Below are 20,223 nucleotides of genomic sequence, written 5' to 3'. Positions count from 1 at the left end.
TTACTGGTTATTTAACAACAAATTAACAACTTTTCATTTTCCTAAATTCAAAATTCTCACAGCCCCTCTTACAACAATCAGAAATACAATTGAACCAATAATTAAATCAGGATATTTGGATTGCGTGAGTAATACCAAAACCCCTGCAAGAATTACTCCTCCATTTATTATTACATCATTGGAAGTGAAAATCATACTTGCTTTCATGTGCGCTTCATTGCTTTTTGACTTTTGAAGTAAGACCAAACAAGCCGCATTTGCAATAAGGGCAAAAATAGAAACTCCAATCATAATTCGGTAATCTGGCATTTCTTCAGAACCTATGAACCTTCTTACAACTTCTATAATACCCAAAAGAGCAAGCGATAATTGAAAATATCCACTCCAAAGTGCTACTTTCTTTTTTCGTAATACTGTAGAACCAACTGCCCAAAGGCTTAATCCATAAACAAATGAATCGGCTAACATATCCAAAGAATCTGCAACCAAACCCATTGATTTGGAAATAACACCAGTTGACATTTCGATTATAAAGAAAACGAAATTGATAATAAGCACAGACCAAAGTAGTTTTGACTGCACATTGGAATCTTCTAATACTAATTCGCTTTCCTCAATAGTTTCGGAATTAGACAATTTCGCTCCAAAGTTTAACGCTTCCAATCGAGAAAGTATTTCATCATCATTTTCAGAATGAAAGATGGTAAGGTTTCGATTTTCAATATCAAACTCTAGTTTCTTGATTACCACCAATCCATCCAACTTCATGCGTATCATGTTTTCTTCGGATGGACAATCCATTTTTGATATGTGGTATAATGATTTATACATAAATTCATATTTAATGATGATGCCCGTGACCGTGGCTATGTCCTTTATGCTCGGTTTTAATGTCCAATAATGCAGAACCCGAATCCCTCAATAAGCCTACAGACCATTTTATAATAACCAGCGAACTTAGAATTGCAGCAATGGTATCAATAAATGGAATGTCCCAAATCATAGCAGCAATTAGCCCTAAAATTGCAGAAACACTTGTTAAAGCATCGGCAATTACGTGTAAATATGCTGCTTTAATATTATGGTCTGAATGTTCATCTTTATGATGAAGCAAAAATGCACTTGCAATATTTACAACCAATCCAATTATAGCAACAAAAATTGCTTCTTTATAAACAATTTCGGCAGGGTTAAAGAACCGTTCAATAGCCTCTACCATGATAACAATGCGAATATCAGTAGCATTAACCCACTACTATATCCAGATAGTGAAAGTATTTTACTTGAGTTTCCATTAAACTTTTTACTTTTTGAAACCCTTCGTACAATCACATAAGCTAACCAACTTAATCCTATCGCCAATACATGTGACCCCATGTGAATACCATCAGCCAACAAAGCCATTGAATTGGTAGTAATCCCATAAATGATTTCCACTACCATTGTAATGGCTGTTAATAAAACTACCCAAAGTGTTTTCTTCTCGTGTTGATGATGTTCCATTTTTTTTTAGTCTATTTGAAAGTAACAAAGTTAAACTAGGTATGTTGAACTTCAATCCCTAATTCTTGGGATTTATTTTTATCATTCTCTAAACTTAATTCCATCAATCCTCTTCAACCATCCCTTTAAAAACTTATAATTCTCACCTCGTTTAGCAATGGAATAGTAATACCTAATTCGAGCCATTTTAATGGCATCAAATAGGGATTGAGCATTGCAATGGTTGATAGCTGAAATCGTATTTTTTCCAATTACTCCATCCATTTTTAAGTTAGTATGAAACGACTGATTCAACACACGCTGAACACCACGGCTTCCCCAATGTCCACTATTAACGCACCAATCAAAGATAATTTCTTGTAGTGAGCCATTATTGATGCTCTCGATATTGTATTTATCGTAGAATGCTTTTTTGTAGAAGTCTTTTACCAATTGGGTCAGTTCTGGAATATCTATTTTGAAATTCCGCTTGATTGTGCCGTGCATCTCTTTAAAAGCATCTATGTACGCCCAACCTTCCCATTTTGGATGCAGGTTTCGGGCTACACCCATATAGGTTTCTCCACCACGGTCGCCAGTAACATTGGCATAATATCCTTCATGCTTTATTACACCAATAAAGAGTTCATCAAATGTCTTCATCCTTTACGTTTTGATTTAAGGTTTATGTCATTAACACCGCTGATTGCACCTCCAAAAAGGAAGTCTATAATGGTGCTTAGTTTGGTTGAAATTCCACCGTTAATGCTACTTATAAAGGCTATTTGCCAATCTTGTAGTTGAATGGCTTGGAACACAAAATAAATCAGCATTAAAGTGGTAAGTGCAATCCATGCAAGTAGGAAGAAAAGGGCAAAGACCTTTTGTAGCCAACTGTCTTTTGAGTACATCTCTCGTGCAGAATCACGGTCGGTAACTGCCATTTTAAATAGCTCCATTTTTCCCTGAAGCTTTTCCTCTTGGGTGGTAAATATTTCATCAATGAGTTTCGTGCCTTCTTTCAGAGTTTCTGCTACTCCGGCATTTGCTAGTTTTCCAAATAGTTTCATCAGTATTACCTCTCTACAAATTTTAAAATAGTGTCGAGCTTGTCGTTAAGCTGCTTAATGGTTTGGTGGAATAGTTCTTTGCTCACATATATTTCTTTGGAGCTATCTCTTAAATCGGAGATGCGTTTGTGCAAAACAGTAAACTTGCTTTCAGATGAAGCTAATTCTTTGGTTATAAGGTGTTCGTCCTCAGTCGTCCGCAAAACACACGCCAAGCCTTTACCGTACTTTTTTCACTTAACCTTCAATCGCTAAAAAAAGAACGGTAAAGCCAAAGGTGCTTCGCAGCTTGTCATGCTTTTTGCGCTCCTCCCTCCTCCTCACGGTAGCTCCTTTTGCTTTTTTAACCCATTCCTTCCGTAAACTCCAGCAATAAGTTAAAAAATCAACCGCTACCCATGTTAGGCTCGCCTGCAGGTCGCTTCGGGCTGCAACCAGTAATATTCAATAGCCTCCGGCAGGTAGGCGGTTTTGTGTTGTCCGCTTCGCTCCCAACATATGCTACAAACCGCTATCCTTCCTCAAGCTACTATTTGTACCACCCTCGCTCCACTCGCAGTCGGCTCGCAAGATTGGCCAGTGGTCGCAACCCATTCCCCCTGTGAAAAAACACTAAACAAAAGATTGAAATAATGTCCCACAGGCTCCATTCATTGCAACCACTGGCCAGCCTCTCCTCTCCAGACACTTCCTCACTCCAATAATAAAACTAGAAACTACTCACACCCAACAATTCATACATTCCTCATCCACCTCCCATTAAAAAAAACAAACCATCCTCATCTACACAGCACCCAAACTAAATAAACACAAATCTAAACTCATCACGATGAGGAAAATACCTTAACACTAACAAACTAACACTCCCTGGAAACAAACATCTAATAATAATTACAAAACTTCACCCAAAGACGAATCATGAAAGATTATCACCAAATTTCAAAAGCAAAGATAGGTCGCTTTCAGAACCTGTCAAGGGTATATAAACGGCTTCGTGCCTCAGCCGCCCTTGACAGAACCCGAAAGCTTTTCCATATGAGCTTTTAGAAAATTGGTTCAAAAAAAAATAAAACAATTTGAATCCCTAACAACAAGAAAAACCGACCAAAATTATACTGACAATCCACAAAACATCCAGTGGTGCCGGATATAGAAAGTATTTAAGTTTATCGTGTAAATGAAACATCAGACTTAATCAAATAAGTGAACAATTGTTTTTAATACTTACGTGTTTATATTCTCCCTTAATAGCACCTTAACCCCATTGGGAAATACGAATTCAATGGGTGCATCATTATTTAAAGTAGGCTTACTCTTTATGATAGGTAGACTCGTTTGGTTATCCTTCGTTAACGGATTAGAATTAAATTCTAGTGAAACGAAGCTATCTGGCTCATGCGCTAATACCTCTTCCAATTTTGTTTCGCCAGTAATAAAAAATTGAAGGAGCCAAATCTTGGTTGGTACAGATAGATAAAACGGAGCTTACCCACCCAAAAAACGGTTTTTCTTCAGGCTCAAAAATTGCCTAAAAAGCGTCAAAAAAACGGAGCATTGCCGTTCAAAAACGCAAAAAAAAGGAAAAAATGGCTCAGAAAACGGAGCATTGCCACCCAGTCAATTGACAAGTAGTGAAAAACGGGTCAAAAACGGAGCATTGCCACCCATTTTGAGCATATAAAAGCTTGAAGTACAACACAAAACGGAGTATTGCCACCCACGTGGACCATTTTCAAAAACGGAGCATTGCCGTTCACTTATTTTTTGCTAGTTTTTTCTGTTCACATCCACATAGAAAAAACTAAAGTCATGGCAGGAAAAGAAAAAGATATGAGTAAAGTAAAACAAATGCTCAGGCTACATCATAACGGTGTTTCAAACCGCCAGATAGCCAAAGACCTTTCAGTAAATAAGGAAACTGTTAATCGCTATGTAAAGCTCGCAAAATTAGATGAGTTGTCCATAACGGATTTGCTAAAACTGGATGATCCTGTTTTGCAACATCGTATGAACGGAGGCAGTCCTTCTTATCCGGAAGGGGAGCGGTTCGATGACTTTAAGAAGAAGCTGTCCTACTTTGAGGACGAAATGAAACGTCCCCATGTAACCCTTAAATTACTTTGGGAAGAGTACATTGCGGAGCATCCTAAAGGTTATGGGCTAACTCAGTTTCGCTATCATTACCGCCAACATACGAAGGCTAAACGTCCGGTATCTTCTTCGTTGTTGAAAGATTTGTACACGCCGGGCGAAAAACTAATGATTGATTATGCAGGAGATCGATTAGAGTACGTCGATAGAGAAACTGGAGAGATAGTTAAGGTGCAAGTTTTTGTCGCCTGTATGCCGGCAACAGACTACGGTTTTGCAATTGCAGTTCGCTCTCAAAGAAGTGAAGATTTTATACATGCCCTGGCTATGTGCTTGGGTTCGCTTGGGGGTGTGCCAAAGATAGTTGTAAGTGACAATTTAAAGGCGGCAGTGGTAAAGACCGATCCTCACGAACCGAAAATCAACCGCATCTTAGAAGACATGGCCAATCATTACGGCTTTGTGGTTATCCCCGCAAGGTCCGGGAAACCAAAGGACAAAAGTTTGGTTGAAAATCAGGTTAAGATTGTTTATAACCGGGTTTATGCCCAACTTCGCAACCAAAAGTTCTACTCACTGGAAGAGCTGAACAAGGCCATTGGGACGAAGATGCAGGCACATAACCGTAAGCGTATGCAGCAACATCCTTACACGCGCGAAGAGCAGTTTATAGCAACAGAAAAACCAGAGCTTCGCCCTCTTCCGAAAGAACGGTTTGAGGTTCGCTTTTATGCAAGTCTAAAAGTCAATCCCAACGGTTTCGTTTACCTAGGACGTGACAAGCACCATTACTCAACACCACATGTGTACATCGGTCAGCAAACCAGTGTTATTTACACACGCAGCCTTGTCAAGATTTACATCAACGGTGAATGCGTGGCCATGCACAAGAGATCCTATAATCAGGGTAGGTATACTTACGAGAAGGAGCACCTGGCTTCCAACACTCAGGCCTATCGGGATCGTTCGCCCCAATACTATGTCAGACGTGCACAAAATGCATCGCAGGAACTTGGAGAAGTGGTCGAGTACATGTTTGCAACAGCAACGGTTCCAGTTGAAACATTTTACAAAGGCTGTGAGGGCTTGCTGAAACTACAGAGAGATACAGATCCTCATTTGTTTAAAAAGGCATGCGACACGGCACTACTGTATCAAAAATACCGCTATGGTTTTATTGAGCGCTTAATCAGGACTGAATGCCGGGGCGTGGAAGATGTGCAATGCCGGGACTTGTTCAACACCTTCCCTTCCCATGACAATGTAAGAGGGAAAGAGGAATATAATTAATTATTACCCCTAAAATATTTTCATTATGAATGAAGTTACAGATCAATTTAAAAGTTTACGAATGCCGGGCATGGCCCAATGCTGGGCTTCGCTGCTTGAAACGCGAAAACTGGACGGCCTTTCGTTTTATGAGGGCGTGCAATTGTTATTACAGGCGGAAAAGGATCAGCGCAGAACAAACCGTAACGCACGTTTAATATCGGCTGCACGCTTCCGCTATCAGGTAACCATCGAAGAACTAAGCTTTGATGCGGCCAGAGGACTGGAGCGTGGTAAAGTTATGCAAATGGCTACTTGTGAATATATCAAACAGGGGGCACCGATCATCATCACCGGACCTACAGGTACAGGTAAGAGCTGGCTGGGAACCGCACTAGGGCACCACGCTTGTTTAATGGGCTATAAGGTGGCCTACTTTAATATCATGAAGCTTTTTGAAACCATGACTCTTCACAGGGTTGAAGCATCCTTACCGAAGTTCTTTGACAAGATGGCTCGAATGGACCTGCTCATCATTGATGATTTTGCTGTAAGAAAAATGGATGGCCAACAGTTACTGGATTTTATGGAGCTTATTGAAGACCGACACGCAAGAAAGTCCACTATTATCATGAGCCAGTTAAAGGTTGCTGACTGGTATGATGTAATGTTGTCGAACACTACGGCTGCCGATGCCATTATGGATAGAATCGTGCATACTGCATACCGCTTCGATCTCAAAGGAGATACAAGGCGTAAACAACAGAATTAATAATTTTTTGTAAATTCATGGCTGATTAAAAAAAAGTGAACGGGTATGGCCGTTTTCACTGGGTGGGCATAGACCGTTTTTTCCATACAGAAATCTTTTATGTTCAAACCTGATTCCTGATAATGCTTATACAAACGCTTAAATGCTGTTAATGTCATTCTCATTTTTTGCCTTCAAAGAAACGGCTCTAGCATAAAGTTTACAATACGTGAAAGGCCGAAAACTTACGCTCTGTATTGGAAAGTGCTGTGAGATTAATTCCTTTACCCATTAGGTTCAGGTATGGCACTTGAAAAAGGATTTCAGGCTCTTGCGTAAGGTCTGCTCCAATAGTAAGACCTTTAATATCGGAGGTGGAATAAGCGACTGCCGAACCTTTGTAATTTGCAACTACCTGGTTAACGGCCAATGTGATGGGTGCTTTGGTGGGATTGTAGCAACAAAGCTTTACGGCAAATTGAACTTCCTATAAATTCATCTTGTGGATGCGGAATCCCAAGAGGGCAAAATTCATTTTTGCCCCAGCTAGAAGCTTTTTGCCTTTCTTAATAAGGTAGAAACCTCCACCAACGGCTGCAACTGCTGCTAATGTGCCTAGTATTTTCTTTGTGCTTGCTCCTTCCATAATAGAAACAAACATATAGTAGGTGGTAGGTGGGGAATTGGCTGTATTTGGCTAGAGTAATGTAGATGTGGTTAGAATTGGCTATTTTTTGAATATTGAGATTTTAAAAAAATAGTTGTCGCATTTATTTTACTTGAAATAAAGTTTAAGATTAATATTATCAGGTTAAATTACTAAAATTCTGCTTTGGGTACTTCTCAAATCTTATAACCTGATATTTATTCGTACTATATTTTCTCATGAACTCTTCTAGAAGACTAAAGTCATTTTTGCTTCTTCGAACTAAGAAACAAATAATGTCATATGCCCCTTTTTTGTATGCAAAATAATCCCTATACTTCATATTTGGATCACCAAAAATCTGTTCCGTAAATGGATCCCCATCCCTACTTATTCCATCATCAGGTACTACCTTTGGCCTAATGTAATGTTCTAAATATTGCTTTGGAAATGTTAAAATATAATCTTTCATTACTCGATTAGCTTCACCTAAGAACATTACATGGTCATTAGTTTTATTTATATAGTCTAAACAACCATAGTACAATGCGTTAATTTTATTAAAAACTTCTTTTGTATTTTCCTCTTCACATGTAATTTCTTTGATACTCGCTTTAAGTTTCTTCAATATCTGCCTTTGCAATTCTTTCTTTGAAAAGAGAATACGGTAATCAGGATCTCTATCATAACCTACAATTAAAGAATAATATATAGTTCCTAAACAATTGTGGTCTATTATACTTTTAAGCTGCTCTTCCCAAAAAATCTTTAATGCAATTAAATTATTGACAAAAAACCTATTTGCAACACTTTGACATTCATTATAGATTAATAAATCAAAATAAGGTTTGTAATTATATCCACTTGCTTTTGCAATAGTTAAAGTCCATAATTGTATGTAATTTTTATACTCTTGAACATCCCTAAGCTCATCTATTGTTTCAATTTGTAAATAACTATAGATTTTACTTAAATACCCTTTAATATACCATTCAGCAAATTCTTCTTTAAGCTTTTTATTGCTATAATTCTTATATTTTAAAAATGTTGCTCTTGGCATTTTCTTATAGTAATCAGGAGAAAAATACCTTTCAAAATTTTTAGCAAGAGATAAACTGCTTGATTCATCATTATGGAATAAACTAAATGAATTGGTTTCTTGTTTAGGCAACAAAACACTTAGCAATTTGTCGACTTCTCCAGGTATCTCAATCTTCTTTTCTTCTATTAAATTTGAATCAAAAACATGAACACCATCAGACATAACTTTTACAATTTTTTTTGATTTTAAAATCTCATACAAAGAAAAGTGCTTCGTTCGAATACAGTATAAATTAACTAAATCGTAAAAATCTACGTCTGCCCACACTTTTGGAAAAGCATAAGAGAAACTATCAACCATTCGTTTTACATCTCTCATGTTGGTTATTAACCTTATAAACCAATTCCATTTAGATCTATTTTGAATCAACTCACCTTTCTTCTCTTCAATTAATCTATACTCATCACTACCTTCCTTAAATCTTTTCATTAAAGATTCTATAAAAAAAATAACTCTACTAAATTCATCATATTGTGCAAGTACATATTCCGATTGAAATATTTTCGCCAAATATTCCTCAGGCTTATAACCGTTTATCTTAGAGATTGAATTTATTAAATAATTTCTATCATATGCTCCGATATATGTAACAGAAGTAAAGTCTGCAGTATTCCTAATAAGCTTAAAAACCTCAATAACTTCGTTGCTATCTAATCGATCTATATCATCTATAAAAACAACTATTTTTTTGTTTATTCGCTTAAGGGCTTCATTTACAAACTTTTCTTTTTGTTGCTCTAAAGTAATAACCGAACTCAACTGCCTTGTTAGTTTAGTAACTACATTCTTTTCTGTATTTAAAAGTATATCCAAGTATTTGTTTAATTCAGGGTATACTTCTCCACTAAAGGGCTTAAGACATATTTTTAGAGTCCTAAAATAATCCTTAGATATTTGCTCTGGTGATTTACTTTGCCAAGGGTTAAATCTCACCGTAACAACATTATCAAGGTTTTTAAGCTCATCAAGTACCATATTGACAAATGAGGTCTTACCTTCACCCCAGGCACCAACAATTCCAACATTATAATACCCAATATGATGTATATCTCTTGCTAAGCTTTGGGCTTGGGGTTTTCTGTTTAGGGTGTCAAATTCACCACTTATTAATGGAATATCTCTACTTTCATTAAATTCATCAGCAGTAACTAAAAGTAACCTATATTCTCTGTATCCTTGCAGAGCGAGAAAGTAAAATCCTACAACTAATATAATATCTAGTAAAAAAACATTGTTACAAAAGTCAAAGTGATTAAATACATATGCATCAGAGTAAAAGCTATAATAACCATATACTAATGCTAAGTATATGACAAATCGTGCTAACGAACCGTTTACAACATAGCCTTTATATAATTTTACAATTAATCTAATAATGCATACTGCTGCACAAAGAATTACAAAATACTCTAAGATGAAATTTGTATTTAAATATATATCCCAAAATTTTACTATGGTTTTGTTTAAAACCACTTGTATTACTTTATCGAAATTAATTACAATTACAGTGAGAACTATTAATTCACACAAACGCTTTATATATCTATTCATTAATATCAATTCAATGCAGTTAAAAATCAATCAATTAAATTGTATGAACTAAATGTTTTCTATTGTTGTACTATTACTCACTCCAAAACTCCGCCAACATCTCTGCCTGACTCAATACCGTCTCAGTAGCCAATTTTTGTAAATCGGGTGGATAACCATATTGTCTAAGAGTACGCTTTACAATTACTTTCAGCTTCTTTTTTACGGATTCCTTAACTGTCCAGTCTATTGTTGCATTGGCTTTAACACGTTCAACAAGTACCCTTGCAAGTTTTAGAAGAACTTCATCACCAAGCATATCCTTGGCACTTTCGTTTGATGCCACGGCATCATAAAAGGCAAGCTCATCTTTTGATAAGCCCATTTTTTCGCCACGCTTGTCGGCTTCTTTTATTTCTTTAGCCAGTTCAATCATTTCCTGAATGATTTCGGCAGCGGTGATTAAGTTGTTTTGGTAGCGTTTAATGGATGATTCTAACATTTCCATTAGGGTACGGCTCTGAACGATATTATGCTTGGCTCTAACCTTAATTTCATCATTGAGTAGTTTTTTGAGGACTTCCAGCGCCAAATTCTTATGCTTCATGTCTTTCATTTCCTCAAGAAAATCATCATCCAATACAGATAATTCCGGCTTTTTAATTCCTGCTGCATCAAAAATATCAACTACCTGTTCTGAAACAATCGCTTCATCAACCACTTGTTTGATGGCTGTTTCTATCTCGTAATCGGTTTTGCCACCAGAAGCTGTACCCATATCCAATTTTTGAATGCGAGCTTTTACTGCTTGAAAGAATGCAATCTCATCTTTAGCATCCATGGCTTCATCATGCGGTAGCGCAATAGAGAATGCTTTAGAGAGGGCTGTCACTTCTCTTACATATCGGTTTTTACCATCTTCCAAACTAAGCACATGTTCAACCGCAGAAATTATTAACTCTAACTTCTCTTTTATTGAAGCATCAAAATAATTCTCATAAGCAAAGCCATCACCGTAAGGCACTTTAGGTTCTGCTGCCATGGCATAATCAGCATGTTGTACGATAGGATTTTCTGAAAACATTTGAGAAACAACTTCTAGCTTTTCCAACATCAACTGAACCGCCTTTTCCTGTGCTTCTGCCGGGTCGCCTTTACCACCGCTATCGGAATAAAAGGATAGTGCCTTTTTTAAATCAGAGGCGATACCAAAATAATCGACTACCAAACCGCCCGGTTTATCTTTATATACACGGTTAACCCTAGCTATGGCTTGCATCAGATTATGACCTTTCATTGGTTTGTCTATGTATAAAGTGTGCATACTTGGTGCATCAAATCCTGTCAGCCACATATCCCGAACAATTACCAATTTCATCGGGTCTGAGGTATCTTTCATTCGGTCGGCTAATGCTCTGCGTTGGTCTTTTAATGTATGATGTTTCATTAGCTCTGGACCATCGGATGAAGAAGCAGTCATCACTACTTTTAGCACACCTTTATCCAAATCATCATCATGCCAATGTGGGCGTATTTTAATAATTTCTTTATACAAGTCAGCAGCGATTTGTCGGCTCATGGTAACAATCATTGCTTTACCTTCAATACCGCTATTGGTACGTTCCTCGTAGTGAAAAACAATATCTTCTGCTACTTTTTTTAGTCGAGCCTCACTACCAATAATGGCTTCAACCTTTGTCCACTTGGCTTTAGCTTTTTGGGTTTCCGTTAATTCATCTTTTGCCAGTTCTTCATCAAGCTCCTCGATAAGCTGTTTTCCTTCTTCCGAAAGATTGATTTTCACCAAACGGCTTTCGTAGTAAATAGGAACAGTAGCACCATCCTCCACGGCTTGGGCTATGTCATAAATATCTACATAGTTACCAAAAACAGCCGGGGTATTTGCATCGGTTGATTCCACCGGAGTTCCTGTAAAACCTAAATAGGTTGCATTGGGCAAAGCATCACGCATATATTTGGCAAAGCCGTAAACCAAACGTTGGCCTATCACATTGCCGTTATCATCTTTTACATCAATAGTTTTTGGCTTAAATCCATATTGCGTGCGGTGGGCTTCATCGGCAACCACTACAATATTAGTACGGTCAGAAAGTTGCTCATATACATTTGAGCCATCTTCGGGTTGGAATTTTTGAATAGTAGCAAATACAATTCCTCCGGATGCTACTTTAAGTAATTCTTTTAAGTGTTCTCTGCTTTCTGCCTGTATCGGAACTTGGCGCAACAATTGCTTCGATGAACCAAAAGTATCAAACAGTTGGTCGTCTAAATCGTTACGGTCAGTTATTACTAATATGGTCGGATTGTTAAGCTGTAGAACCAACTTACCGCTAAAAAACACCATTGAGAGTGACTTACCACTACCTTGTGTATGCCATACTACACCACCTTTTCGGTCGCCATTATCAGCCGATGCTTTTTTTACAGATTCAATGGCTTTATTTACGGCATAGTATTGATGATAGGCTGCTACCTTTTTTATTGTGGTAATAGATACTTGTTGAGACGTTTCATGAAACGTCTTTACTTCTTCAAAAACAATGAAGTGGCGTATGTAATCTAATAAGGTTTCAGGATTGGTTAAACCTTTTATTAGTACTTCCAATTGACTGGTAAGCGTAGATGCTTCCTGAATGCCATCACTTGTTTTCCAAGCTAAATAACGAGAATAGCCTGCCGATAATGAACCTGCTTTTGCATCAGCACCATCAGACAGCACACAAAAAGTGTTGAATGTAAACAGACTTGGTATAGTATCTTTATAGGTTTGAATCTGCTTAAATGCTGAATGTAAAGTTGCATTTTCATCAACAGCATTTTTTAATTCAAATATGACCAGGGGTAAGCCGTTCACAAACAGAATCAAGTCAGGGCGTTTGTTGCTATTATTCTCAATGATGGTAAATTGATTTACCACCAGGAAATCGTTTTGCTTTGGATTACTAAAATTGACCAACTGAACCCGGTCGCCACGCTGCACACCATCTTTGCGATACTCCACAGGAACACCCTCGGTGAGCAACTTATGAAATTCTTGGTTGTTCACCATTAACTCGGGCGAAGTAATCCGTTCAATTACTTTTAAAGCTTCTTGTTGGGCTTCGTAAGGGATGTGCGCATTATTTCGGACAATGGCTTCAGCCAAACGACCTTTTAAAATGACATCACTAAAAGAATTTCGTTCCGGTTCCTCACCATCAGGTGCAATAACAGCACCATGAATATAGTTCCAACCAAGGTTCTCCAGTTCCTCAATTGCCCATAGCTCTATATCGTTTTCAGTTATTTTGGTCATTTCTTAATAAATTAAATCTCAACAGTAATAGGAGTAGCAATTTTGTTAGTTATTGCTGTATAAAGTTCAACATCCTCTGTCGGAGTTTCGAGAGAAACTAGCAGCGAATATCTGGCTTTAGAATTATATCTTTTTAGATTGTGCCTTTCACGCCACCATCCAATTACAGGATAGACCGCAATGATATTACAATCCGCAATATCTGCTGCATTGCCTTCCCATATATCTGAATGAATTGAACCAATACTTCTATTATCCTTTCCTATTACCCAACGAGTATCGGAACCGTGTGATTCATTTTCATAATCTTCATCCCGTACTGCTTTATTTATTCTTTGTTTAAATTCGTCTTCTGTTTCACCTTCTTTATTAACATCAAACCGCAATCCGAAAGATTGATACCTATATTTATCTTTCCAACCGATCCGTCCCGGACCTGGTTCTATAAAATACGATAATGTGATTTTAAGCTTTACCGGAGTATCTCCAAGTGCCAACAACTCGTCTTTTGGCCAAGGAAAATCAAAAAGGTGCATATTATTTGTTTGATATTTAGAGTTTTCTTTGATAAATGGTTGTATTGTTTCTTGTGCTATGAGTGTCAATCCATTTTCGTAACTATTTAATGCTTTATCAATATTAGGTACTCCATATCCACAAATTCTCAATAATTCTAATACGCTTTTCTTTCTGCTCAAATCAATATTGAACTGAGAAATTAACTCATCTGTCCAACTTGCTGAATGTACTATAACACCTCTAATTGATTCAGCCCATAGACTAGGATACTTTTGGGCAACTTTTGCAGCTAACCAAGAAGCTTTTGCAGATGCACTACTTGTTGCATTAAAAGTTTCAAATTGTTTTAGTTGAAAGTTTTTAGATGTGGTCAGTATTTCTAAATCTTGATGTTGCCAAAAATCTTCAAACTCACCATTATTGTCTTTTCTTAATATATTACCTCCTTCAAATACAACCTCCGGTTTAATAGGCCATTTGTTCTGCCAATTATATGATGAAGAATTATAAGGCGATATTTCTTTTGCAGAGGCAATAGGATAATAGTCTTCTACATCATCATCTACAAATATTTTTTCAGTGTATGCTCCAATAGATAAAGCATTCCACGATTGAGCAGGATTTTGAATACTTTCAAGTTTATTGGCATCTGGATATTCTTTCCAAGTATCATCATTCCTAATATTTCCTCCAGAAATTATGAATAATCTTTTTTTATTAGACTCTCCAAAAGAAATTGCGTCAATCATACCTGACCAAGCTGATGGTTTACCTCTATCGACACCGTCTTTTGAGGTAACTGCCATACAGAAAAGTAAATTGTGATTAGAATTTTGAGTTTCTGCTCTATAAACAGCCTGTTCAGTATAATGCCCCCAATTTTCGGGTTCGTTTTCTCCAGTACGTGGTAGTATTTTTACAGAACAAAGCTTGTGTGTTAAAATTATTTGTTCATTTGATTCCAACGCTTCCTGTAAGTCTCCATACCCTACAATACCGCACATCATTGTACCATGCCCTTTGTTGCCTGCAATTTGGCACACATCATCAGTGCCCCAGTCTGGAGATAGAGTGAGACAATCATTGTCTTCAAGTATTGGTGATATAAGTTGATGTCCGTTATTTACACCTGAATCTAATACACATACTTTTACATTTGAATCTTCAATTTCTAGTCTTGAGAGTAAATTTTCAACCCATTCGATTTGACCAACATTGCTTTCTTCTGACCAAAAACCTGTTGCCTCCTGACCAAAGCGAAATTCTGCTAATTGGTCTGATGAATTGATTAATTCTTTAAGGATATCATTATTAGCATTAATTAAAAAAACGGCTCGTTCAGGAAAGTGTAACGCCTTTCCTTTGTATCCAATATTTTTATCTTGTATTAGTTGGTAAAATTTAGATATTTGTGTGTCATAATCACTATCTTCTTCAATCCTTAACCAAACCTCACACCATCTTGGGATTTGATTTGGGATAAGTTCTTTTTTATCAGTCCATAGAGATTCTATTATTGCTAATTCAACATCTTCGATACTATTAACCAAGTCTTTGTTTTTTGGTTTTCCTAATTTAGTATCTTCTAATGCGTAATCATTGATTTTTTTTAGAAACTTGCTTTGTTTACTTTCTGGAATATAAACTGTAGCTTTACATACCGAAGAACCTTGCTCAACTTCCTCTGTCCTAATATTTAGTAGCCTAATATTTTGTCGCATATCCTCAATACTCTTAGTAATAAGGTCTGCATTTTTTCCACTTCTAAATTCAAGATACATACCACTTCTTGTCGACAAAGATACCGCTTGACGATTGTCTTTCAGGCTTTGTTGAGAATTCCATATATCATCAAATTTCGCTAATAATTTTTGTGAATGAGTTTGCCGATCTCTTTCAGGAATTACTGTATTTCCTCTACCTGTTTGGGTTGTCGTATATTTTAGCGTTTCATGTCTGTTTTCTATGAAGATATGCTCTTGAGGTTCGTTCATGGTTTAGCTATTTTATGTAGGCTTGTTTCCTTTCTTCAATTGTTTTTACAAGCATTGTTTTTGTAATTTTTTTCTTATCACTTAAAATGCAAGATTTTATAGTATCCATACATGCCAAGGATATTTCTGCATGGCTTAAACCATGACATTTTTTTATTATTGTTTCCAGTTGAATATCATCTTTATACGAACCTAATTTATTATTTAGAAGAAGTAAAACTTCATCATCATTAGGTAAATGGTAATGAATAACATCATCAAAACGTCTAAATAATGCTTGGTCTAACAGTTTTAAATTGTTTGTAGCTGCGACAATAAGGCTTTCTGATTTATCTTGTTCAATGAACTGTAAAAAGGAATTTAGGACACGCCTCATTTCTCCTACATCATTCTCCGCATTTCTATTAGTTCCAATTGCATCAAACTCATCAAATAGATATACCGCCTTGTTTTCAGAAATAATTTCAAATACTTGCCTTAATTTAGCACTTGTTTCTCCCATGAATTTCGTAACCATTTTATCCATTAGAACAATATTTAACGGCAGGTTCAATTCATTTGAAATAATAGATGCAGTCATTGTTTTTCCTGTACCTGGAGGGCCAGTTAAGAGTAGTTTTCTTCTATTTGTTAAATTATGCTTTCTTAAAGTATTTAACTTTACATATTCAGTTACTATACGTTGAATTCTTTCAGACATATTATCCGAAACTATTAAATCTGAAATACGTTCAATTGGTTCTACCTCAATAACCAATTCTTGTAAATCTCTATTTAAAGGCTTTAGCTTCGGTTTTTGTGTTTTAGCACTATCTATAATTTTCTTGATGTCATCTGCAAGCTTTGTATGACCCAACTTAGCTTCATGTGCAGCTATCTGCAATGCAATAGTGATGAAGCGTTCGTTTTGCCCATCAAAGTGCATCTTAATTAAGTTTTTTATTTGGTCTGCCTTTGCCATATTAATTGTTCCTTTCTTATTTCGTAACTCTCAACTCTCCACTCATTAGCTTAGGCAACAAGGTATCTCGTAACTGAGTAAGGGTTTGAATTTCGTTTGTATTGTTTCTTATTTTATTAAAATATGAATCTATCAAAGAATCGAATGATTTTATAATTTCAGTGGTTGCAACAGGTAATAATTGCTCTTTTAAAATATCCGTTTTTAAATTTGTAAAAACACTTCCACTTCCCTGCTGTACAATATGCTTTTTCAGGTGCAGAAATAATAAATACATATAATTCTGAGTAATTACTGATATCTTTGGAAAATAGAGCCATCCATCATGAATACATGCATCAAGCTCAAGAAATTTAGGTAGACCTGGTGTTGCACTATTGGATAAAATCAAACTTCCTTTTTTTAAATACACAGTCTTTGACAAGCCTTCTTCCTTAATAAATTCTTTTGTACTCATAAGGAATGGAGAAGATGTGGCAGTTGCATCAGATATTTTTACCCATGGTAATCCTTCTTTAACTAAGAAATCTTGAATTGGTCTAGGTGAACCACCTCTTTTTACTGTAACTAACTCTTGTAACTCATTGCATTTCCACCCCTCCGGAATTTCACCCAATTCACTTTCCACCATTTTGCCTGCCATTCTGAGTTGGCACTTAGGGGCAGGTAAATCACCTTTAGCTATATCCCATTGGTGCTGAAGCCATGTTCTACAATAACCTGTTTTTAACTCTTCTTCGCGTTTGCGAGCTTCATCTTGTGTATCAAATTGTTCCCAATGAATGACTTTAACAGGTCTATGAGTTTTAGTATGGTTAGCGCCTTCTCCAATGTAATGCACATAAAACCTATGATACAAATCATTTGTCATGCCTTTATAGAATGACCCATCTTCACACAAAAGCACATAAACAAACCAACTTTTATCATCTGGAGAAGGCAAATTACCCACTCGCGAATAAGTACAAACCTTAGCCATATCTACAAGGTTTACCTGCCCGTGAGGACGATAGTCCGAGGGAAGGCAGGGAAACTCAAACTCTACAAACCAACGTTTAAAAAGGGTTTGGGCCAGTTCTTCTAAGTCTTGGTTTTGTTGGCGGAGAAGAGTGATTTTATTTTGAATGTTAAACAATAATATTGCAGAAAGGTCTTGCAATTCCTTATCTACATCATTTACTTCAATATTACCTACGCTAATCCTAGGAAGTTCTAATTGACCTGTTGAACCCTCTGCTAACTTTTCAATGAACCTTTGTTTTGAAAATAAATTGAAACCAAGAAATACTGGGTTGATTAGTGAACTGTTCGGACGTACAATTGTAACATGTGAATCAACAGTATACTTATTGTCTTCTCCAAAATATTGCGAGACCCTACCTAAAGTACCATCGCCTGTAGAGTTTATAAGAATATCGAATTTCTTTAACATTTTATCCTCAGAAACTTTCTTCTTTGTCAAGTCCGTATTTCTAACAAGGCTAAAATCAATAACTCCATTTCTAATACACCTTTGATTTATTACTCCAAAACCGTCAGCACTCTCGGTATATTTAGGTGTGATTCCTCTTGAAATGTAATTTGCTAATTCAATTAATTCACTCATAACTCAATCCCAATTTTAGTCTGCCATCCCTTCGGGGCAGTTAAATCATTTGTAATTTTACCTGTTGTCATCTGCCTAAAGTTTTATTCCAATTTTACCTAACTGCTCTTTAATTTCTTGGTCAAGCTCTTGTGCTTGGTTCATTTGTTCGCTCATACCTTATCCTCCATTCTTGAAAAGTAAAAGGTTATAGGTAAAAGGTAAAAGGTAAAAGTTTTTTTTACCGCCTTGTTTTAATAATACCATATCGTTTCTCATACTTTTTCCTGTTACTTTTTATCTTTTACCTTAATTAGCGCATAAAATGCAACTCCTCGTTTGGTGAGTTTGTACTTTTGTTTTGAGCTGTTGGGTTTTTCAGGGATAGTCCATTCTATTAGTTGGTCATCTAGTAACTTAGCAATTACCACTTTTAATTGTCCTGAAATGCTTTTATGCCCTAGCGCATCAGCCAAACCTTGTTTTGAAAGGTTATTTTCTGCCAGCCTTAGAACTAAGGCTGCGTATAAAGACTCAGGCTGCAACTCAGGCTGTCGGTCTTTAAATTCTTGCTGTAACTCTTGCTGTTCTTTCTCAATACCCTGTTTTAATAGGGCTTTCAGCTCTTGCTGCAACTCGGGCTGTGCCGATTTAGACTCAGGCTGCAACTCGGGCTTTCCCGACGGTTTCCTGACGTTTCCCGACATTTTTTCGTCCGTAATCGTCCGTGGACGATAAAATTCAATATCAAAGAAATCGTTTTCTTCTGCGATTTTAGGCGTTTTTAATTCATGCTCTTCACAGGCAGAGATAATACGATTAATTCCGCTGCCCCATTGTTCAATTAAACCAAGCTCTTTAAATATATTCGACACCACACGGTTTCGAGCTTCGCTTCGTCCATTAAATATATCTTCCAACGAAATATTATTAGGGATACACCCCGGAGACACAATGTTTACAATGTCATCGTAAACACCCACTTTAATATCTCTGCCTCCATGCACATAATCACGGTGAATAATGGCATTTACAAGTGCTTCACGCAAGGCTATTTCAGGTATTTCGTAGATGTCTTTGCGGTACAGACCTTTTATTTCAGCACCCAAGTTAATGTGGTTCAGTACAAAGTGCTGTGTATTATCTAAAATAGAGAACACATCACCACCATATTCTTTTTTATCAATAAAAACAGACATGGTTGTGCCTTTGAACCTTGCACATTTTACGGTGCAGTGCATAAATTTTCCTAAAATAATCATCAAAGCATTGGTAGGATATACCTTGCCATTTTCAGACTTTATGAGTTTTAAGTTTTCAAGCTTCTCGTTGTTTAATGGCTTACCAATGCTTTCGAATTTGTTAAGCAAAGGCGAAACATCTAATTGCGAATATTCAAGCTCGTAACATATTTCTTCATCAAAACTGATGTGTCGTTTTTGGCGTTCAAGTTCGGAAATGGTTTCTTGGTCGGCTATTCGGTTGGTTGCTCCTAAACGGATATATGTACCATCGACTTTTCCTTGGTTCTTAAAAAAGTAGGGTTTCAGATTTCCACGTACCACCTCAATAACTAATACCAGTTTGCCTTCGATATTTATGCTGTATATTTCGGGCATAATACCCGGAGAGCAATTATCGGCAATAATGGAGGCTATTTTATCCTGCATTTGAAACAGTTCGGCATCGTCAATTCCAACAATTTCTCGTTTATCGTTAACACCAATAATGAGCTTTCCTCCACTCGTATTTGAAAAGGCAATTACTGTTTTTGCAATATTCTCGTTTTTTGGCAAAGCCTCTTTTAGCTCCAATATTTTGCTTTCTCCTTTGGCTATCAGTTCTGATATTTTCATAATTTACTTTAAAGAGGTAAAAGGTATTAAGTATTAGGTAAAAGGTACAAG

General features: G+C 36.6%; 15 protein-coding genes and 1 pseudogene. 2 read left to right on the top strand and 14 right to left on the bottom strand.

The genetic code is table 11. The annotated features are described in order from the left end of the window. Window positions 1–33: 33 nt before the first annotated feature. From CYTFE_RS0105135 to CYTFE_RS29825, 5 genes and pseudogenes are all read right to left on the bottom strand, one after another. Entirely contained in the window at window positions 34–831 is a 798-nt protein-coding gene (locus CYTFE_RS0105135) for a cation transporter (RefSeq protein WP_027470940.1), read from the bottom strand. Between the two features lie 10 nt (window positions 832–841). Next, a pseudogene (locus CYTFE_RS31030) lies at window positions 842–1,443 on the bottom strand (cation diffusion facilitator family transporter). 141 nt (window positions 1,444–1,584) lie between these two features. After that, window positions 1,585–2,145 (bottom strand): glycoside hydrolase family 108 protein, encoded by a 561-nt coding sequence (locus CYTFE_RS0105125; protein ID WP_027470939.1) that lies wholly within the window; start codon window positions 2,143–2,145, stop codon window positions 1,585–1,587. Continuing rightward, window positions 2,142–2,552: a hypothetical protein gene (locus tag CYTFE_RS0105120; RefSeq protein ID WP_027470938.1), complete on the bottom strand. Its 411-nt coding sequence runs from the start codon at window positions 2,550–2,552 to the stop codon at window positions 2,142–2,144. The genes CYTFE_RS0105125 and CYTFE_RS0105120 overlap by 4 nt, the downstream gene beginning before the upstream one ends. 1,224 nt (window positions 2,553–3,776) lie before the next feature. After that, entirely contained in the window at window positions 3,777–3,968 is a 192-nt protein-coding gene (locus CYTFE_RS29825; protein ID WP_152541868.1) for a hypothetical protein, read from the bottom strand. A 432-nt stretch (window positions 3,969–4,400) separates the two neighbouring features. Between CYTFE_RS29825 and istA the strand changes: the two genes are divergently transcribed. Together istA and istB are read left to right on the top strand one after the other, a co-directional pair. Then, window positions 4,401–5,933, top strand: coding sequence for an IS21 family transposase (gene istA / locus CYTFE_RS0105115; protein WP_244880310.1), 1,533 nt, complete (start codon window positions 4,401–4,403; stop codon window positions 5,931–5,933). Window positions 5,934–5,958: 25 nt separating this feature from the next. After that, window positions 5,959–6,684 (top strand): IS21-like element helper ATPase IstB, encoded by a 726-nt coding sequence (istB, locus tag CYTFE_RS0105110; protein WP_027470936.1) that lies wholly within the window; start codon window positions 5,959–5,961, stop codon window positions 6,682–6,684. Here istB and CYTFE_RS30670 read toward each other — a convergent pair. From CYTFE_RS30670 to CYTFE_RS25040, 9 genes are all read right to left on the bottom strand, one after another. Then, window positions 6,681–6,848 (bottom strand): hypothetical protein, encoded by a 168-nt coding sequence (locus CYTFE_RS30670; RefSeq protein ID WP_211238151.1) that lies wholly within the window; start codon window positions 6,846–6,848, stop codon window positions 6,681–6,683. The two genes, istB and CYTFE_RS30670, sit on opposite strands and share 4 nt — an antisense overlap. Before the next feature lie 35 nt (window positions 6,849–6,883). After that, on the bottom strand, window positions 6,884–7,093 hold the full coding sequence (locus CYTFE_RS0105100; RefSeq protein WP_027470935.1) for a hypothetical protein: 210 nt from the start codon (window positions 7,091–7,093) through the stop codon (window positions 6,884–6,886). A gap of 57 nt (window positions 7,094–7,150) precedes the next feature. Continuing rightward, entirely contained in the window at window positions 7,151–7,309 is a 159-nt protein-coding gene (locus CYTFE_RS29820) for a hypothetical protein (protein WP_162150068.1), read from the bottom strand. Window positions 7,310–7,469: 160 nt separating this feature from the next. Continuing rightward, the gene (locus tag CYTFE_RS0105090; protein ID WP_027470934.1) at window positions 7,470–9,962 is read right to left on the bottom strand and encodes a KAP family P-loop NTPase fold protein; all 2,493 of its coding nucleotides are present in this window, start codon (window positions 9,960–9,962) and stop codon (window positions 7,470–7,472) included. 73 nt (window positions 9,963–10,035) lie between these two features. Beyond that, window positions 10,036–13,257, bottom strand: a complete 3,222-nt coding sequence (locus CYTFE_RS0105085; protein WP_027470933.1) for a type I restriction endonuclease subunit R — start codon at window positions 13,255–13,257, stop codon at window positions 10,036–10,038. A gap of 11 nt (window positions 13,258–13,268) precedes the next feature. Further along, window positions 13,269–15,770 carry a S8 family peptidase gene (locus tag CYTFE_RS0105080; protein ID WP_027470932.1) on the bottom strand — a complete coding sequence of 834 codons (2,502 nt, stop codon included), beginning with the start codon at window positions 15,768–15,770 and terminating at the stop codon, window positions 13,269–13,271. 7 nt (window positions 15,771–15,777) lie between these two features. Next, window positions 15,778–16,731 (bottom strand): AAA family ATPase, encoded by a 954-nt coding sequence (locus CYTFE_RS0105075; RefSeq protein ID WP_027470931.1) that lies wholly within the window; start codon window positions 16,729–16,731, stop codon window positions 15,778–15,780. 16 nt (window positions 16,732–16,747) lie between these two features. Then, complete coding sequence (locus CYTFE_RS30665; RefSeq protein ID WP_052343002.1) at window positions 16,748–18,337, bottom strand: restriction endonuclease subunit S; 1,590 nt, start codon at window positions 18,335–18,337, stop codon at window positions 16,748–16,750. Between the two features lie 269 nt (window positions 18,338–18,606). Continuing rightward, entirely contained in the window at window positions 18,607–20,172 is a 1,566-nt protein-coding gene (locus CYTFE_RS25040; RefSeq protein WP_081735913.1) for an RNA-binding domain-containing protein, read from the bottom strand. Between the last annotated feature and the right edge of the window lie 51 nt (window positions 20,173–20,223).

It is taken from the genome of Saccharicrinis fermentans DSM 9555 = JCM 21142 (assembly GCF_000517085.1).
In the GTDB taxonomy this organism is placed as follows: Bacteria; Bacteroidota; Bacteroidia; order Bacteroidales; family Marinilabiliaceae; genus Saccharicrinis; species Saccharicrinis fermentans.
The sequence above is the reverse complement of the archived record's forward strand: the minus strand, read 5'-3'. Positions and strand labels throughout refer to the sequence as shown.

Bases quoted from the DNA above. Each gene is read 5' to 3' on its own strand.
- CYTFE_RS0105085 (WP_027470933.1), bottom strand. From the start codon at position 13,257: ATGACCAAAATAACTGAAAACGATATAGAGCTATGGGCAATTGAGGAA.
- CYTFE_RS0105080 (WP_027470932.1), bottom strand. From the start codon at position 15,770: ATGAACGAACCTCAAGAGCATATCTTCATAGAAAACAGACATGAAACG.
- CYTFE_RS0105090 (WP_027470934.1), bottom strand. From the start codon at position 9,962: ATGAATAGATATATAAAGCGTTTGTGTGAATTAATAGTTCTCACTGTA.
- CYTFE_RS25040 (WP_081735913.1), bottom strand. From the start codon at position 20,172: ATGAAAATATCAGAACTGATAGCCAAAGGAGAAAGCAAAATATTGGAG.
- CYTFE_RS29820 (WP_162150068.1), bottom strand. From the start codon at position 7,309: ATGGAAGGAGCAAGCACAAAGAAAATACTAGGCACATTAGCAGCAGTT.
- CYTFE_RS30665 (WP_052343002.1), bottom strand. From the start codon at position 18,337: ATGAGTGAATTAATTGAATTAGCAAATTACATTTCAAGAGGAATCACA.
- CYTFE_RS0105135 (WP_027470940.1), bottom strand. From the start codon at position 831: ATGTATAAATCATTATACCACATATCAAAAATGGATTGTCCATCCGAA.
- CYTFE_RS0105125 (WP_027470939.1), bottom strand. From the start codon at position 2,145: ATGAAGACATTTGATGAACTCTTTATTGGTGTAATAAAGCATGAAGGA.
- CYTFE_RS0105075 (WP_027470931.1), bottom strand. From the start codon at position 16,731: ATGGCAAAGGCAGACCAAATAAAAAACTTAATTAAGATGCACTTTGAT.
- CYTFE_RS0105120 (WP_027470938.1), bottom strand. From the start codon at position 2,552: ATGAAACTATTTGGAAAACTAGCAAATGCCGGAGTAGCAGAAACTCTG.
- istA (WP_244880310.1), top strand. From the start codon at position 4,401: ATGCTCAGGCTACATCATAACGGTGTTTCAAACCGCCAGATAGCCAAA.
- CYTFE_RS30670 (WP_211238151.1), bottom strand. From the start codon at position 6,848: ATGAGAATGACATTAACAGCATTTAAGCGTTTGTATAAGCATTATCAG.
- istB (WP_027470936.1), top strand. From the start codon at position 5,959: ATGAATGAAGTTACAGATCAATTTAAAAGTTTACGAATGCCGGGCATG.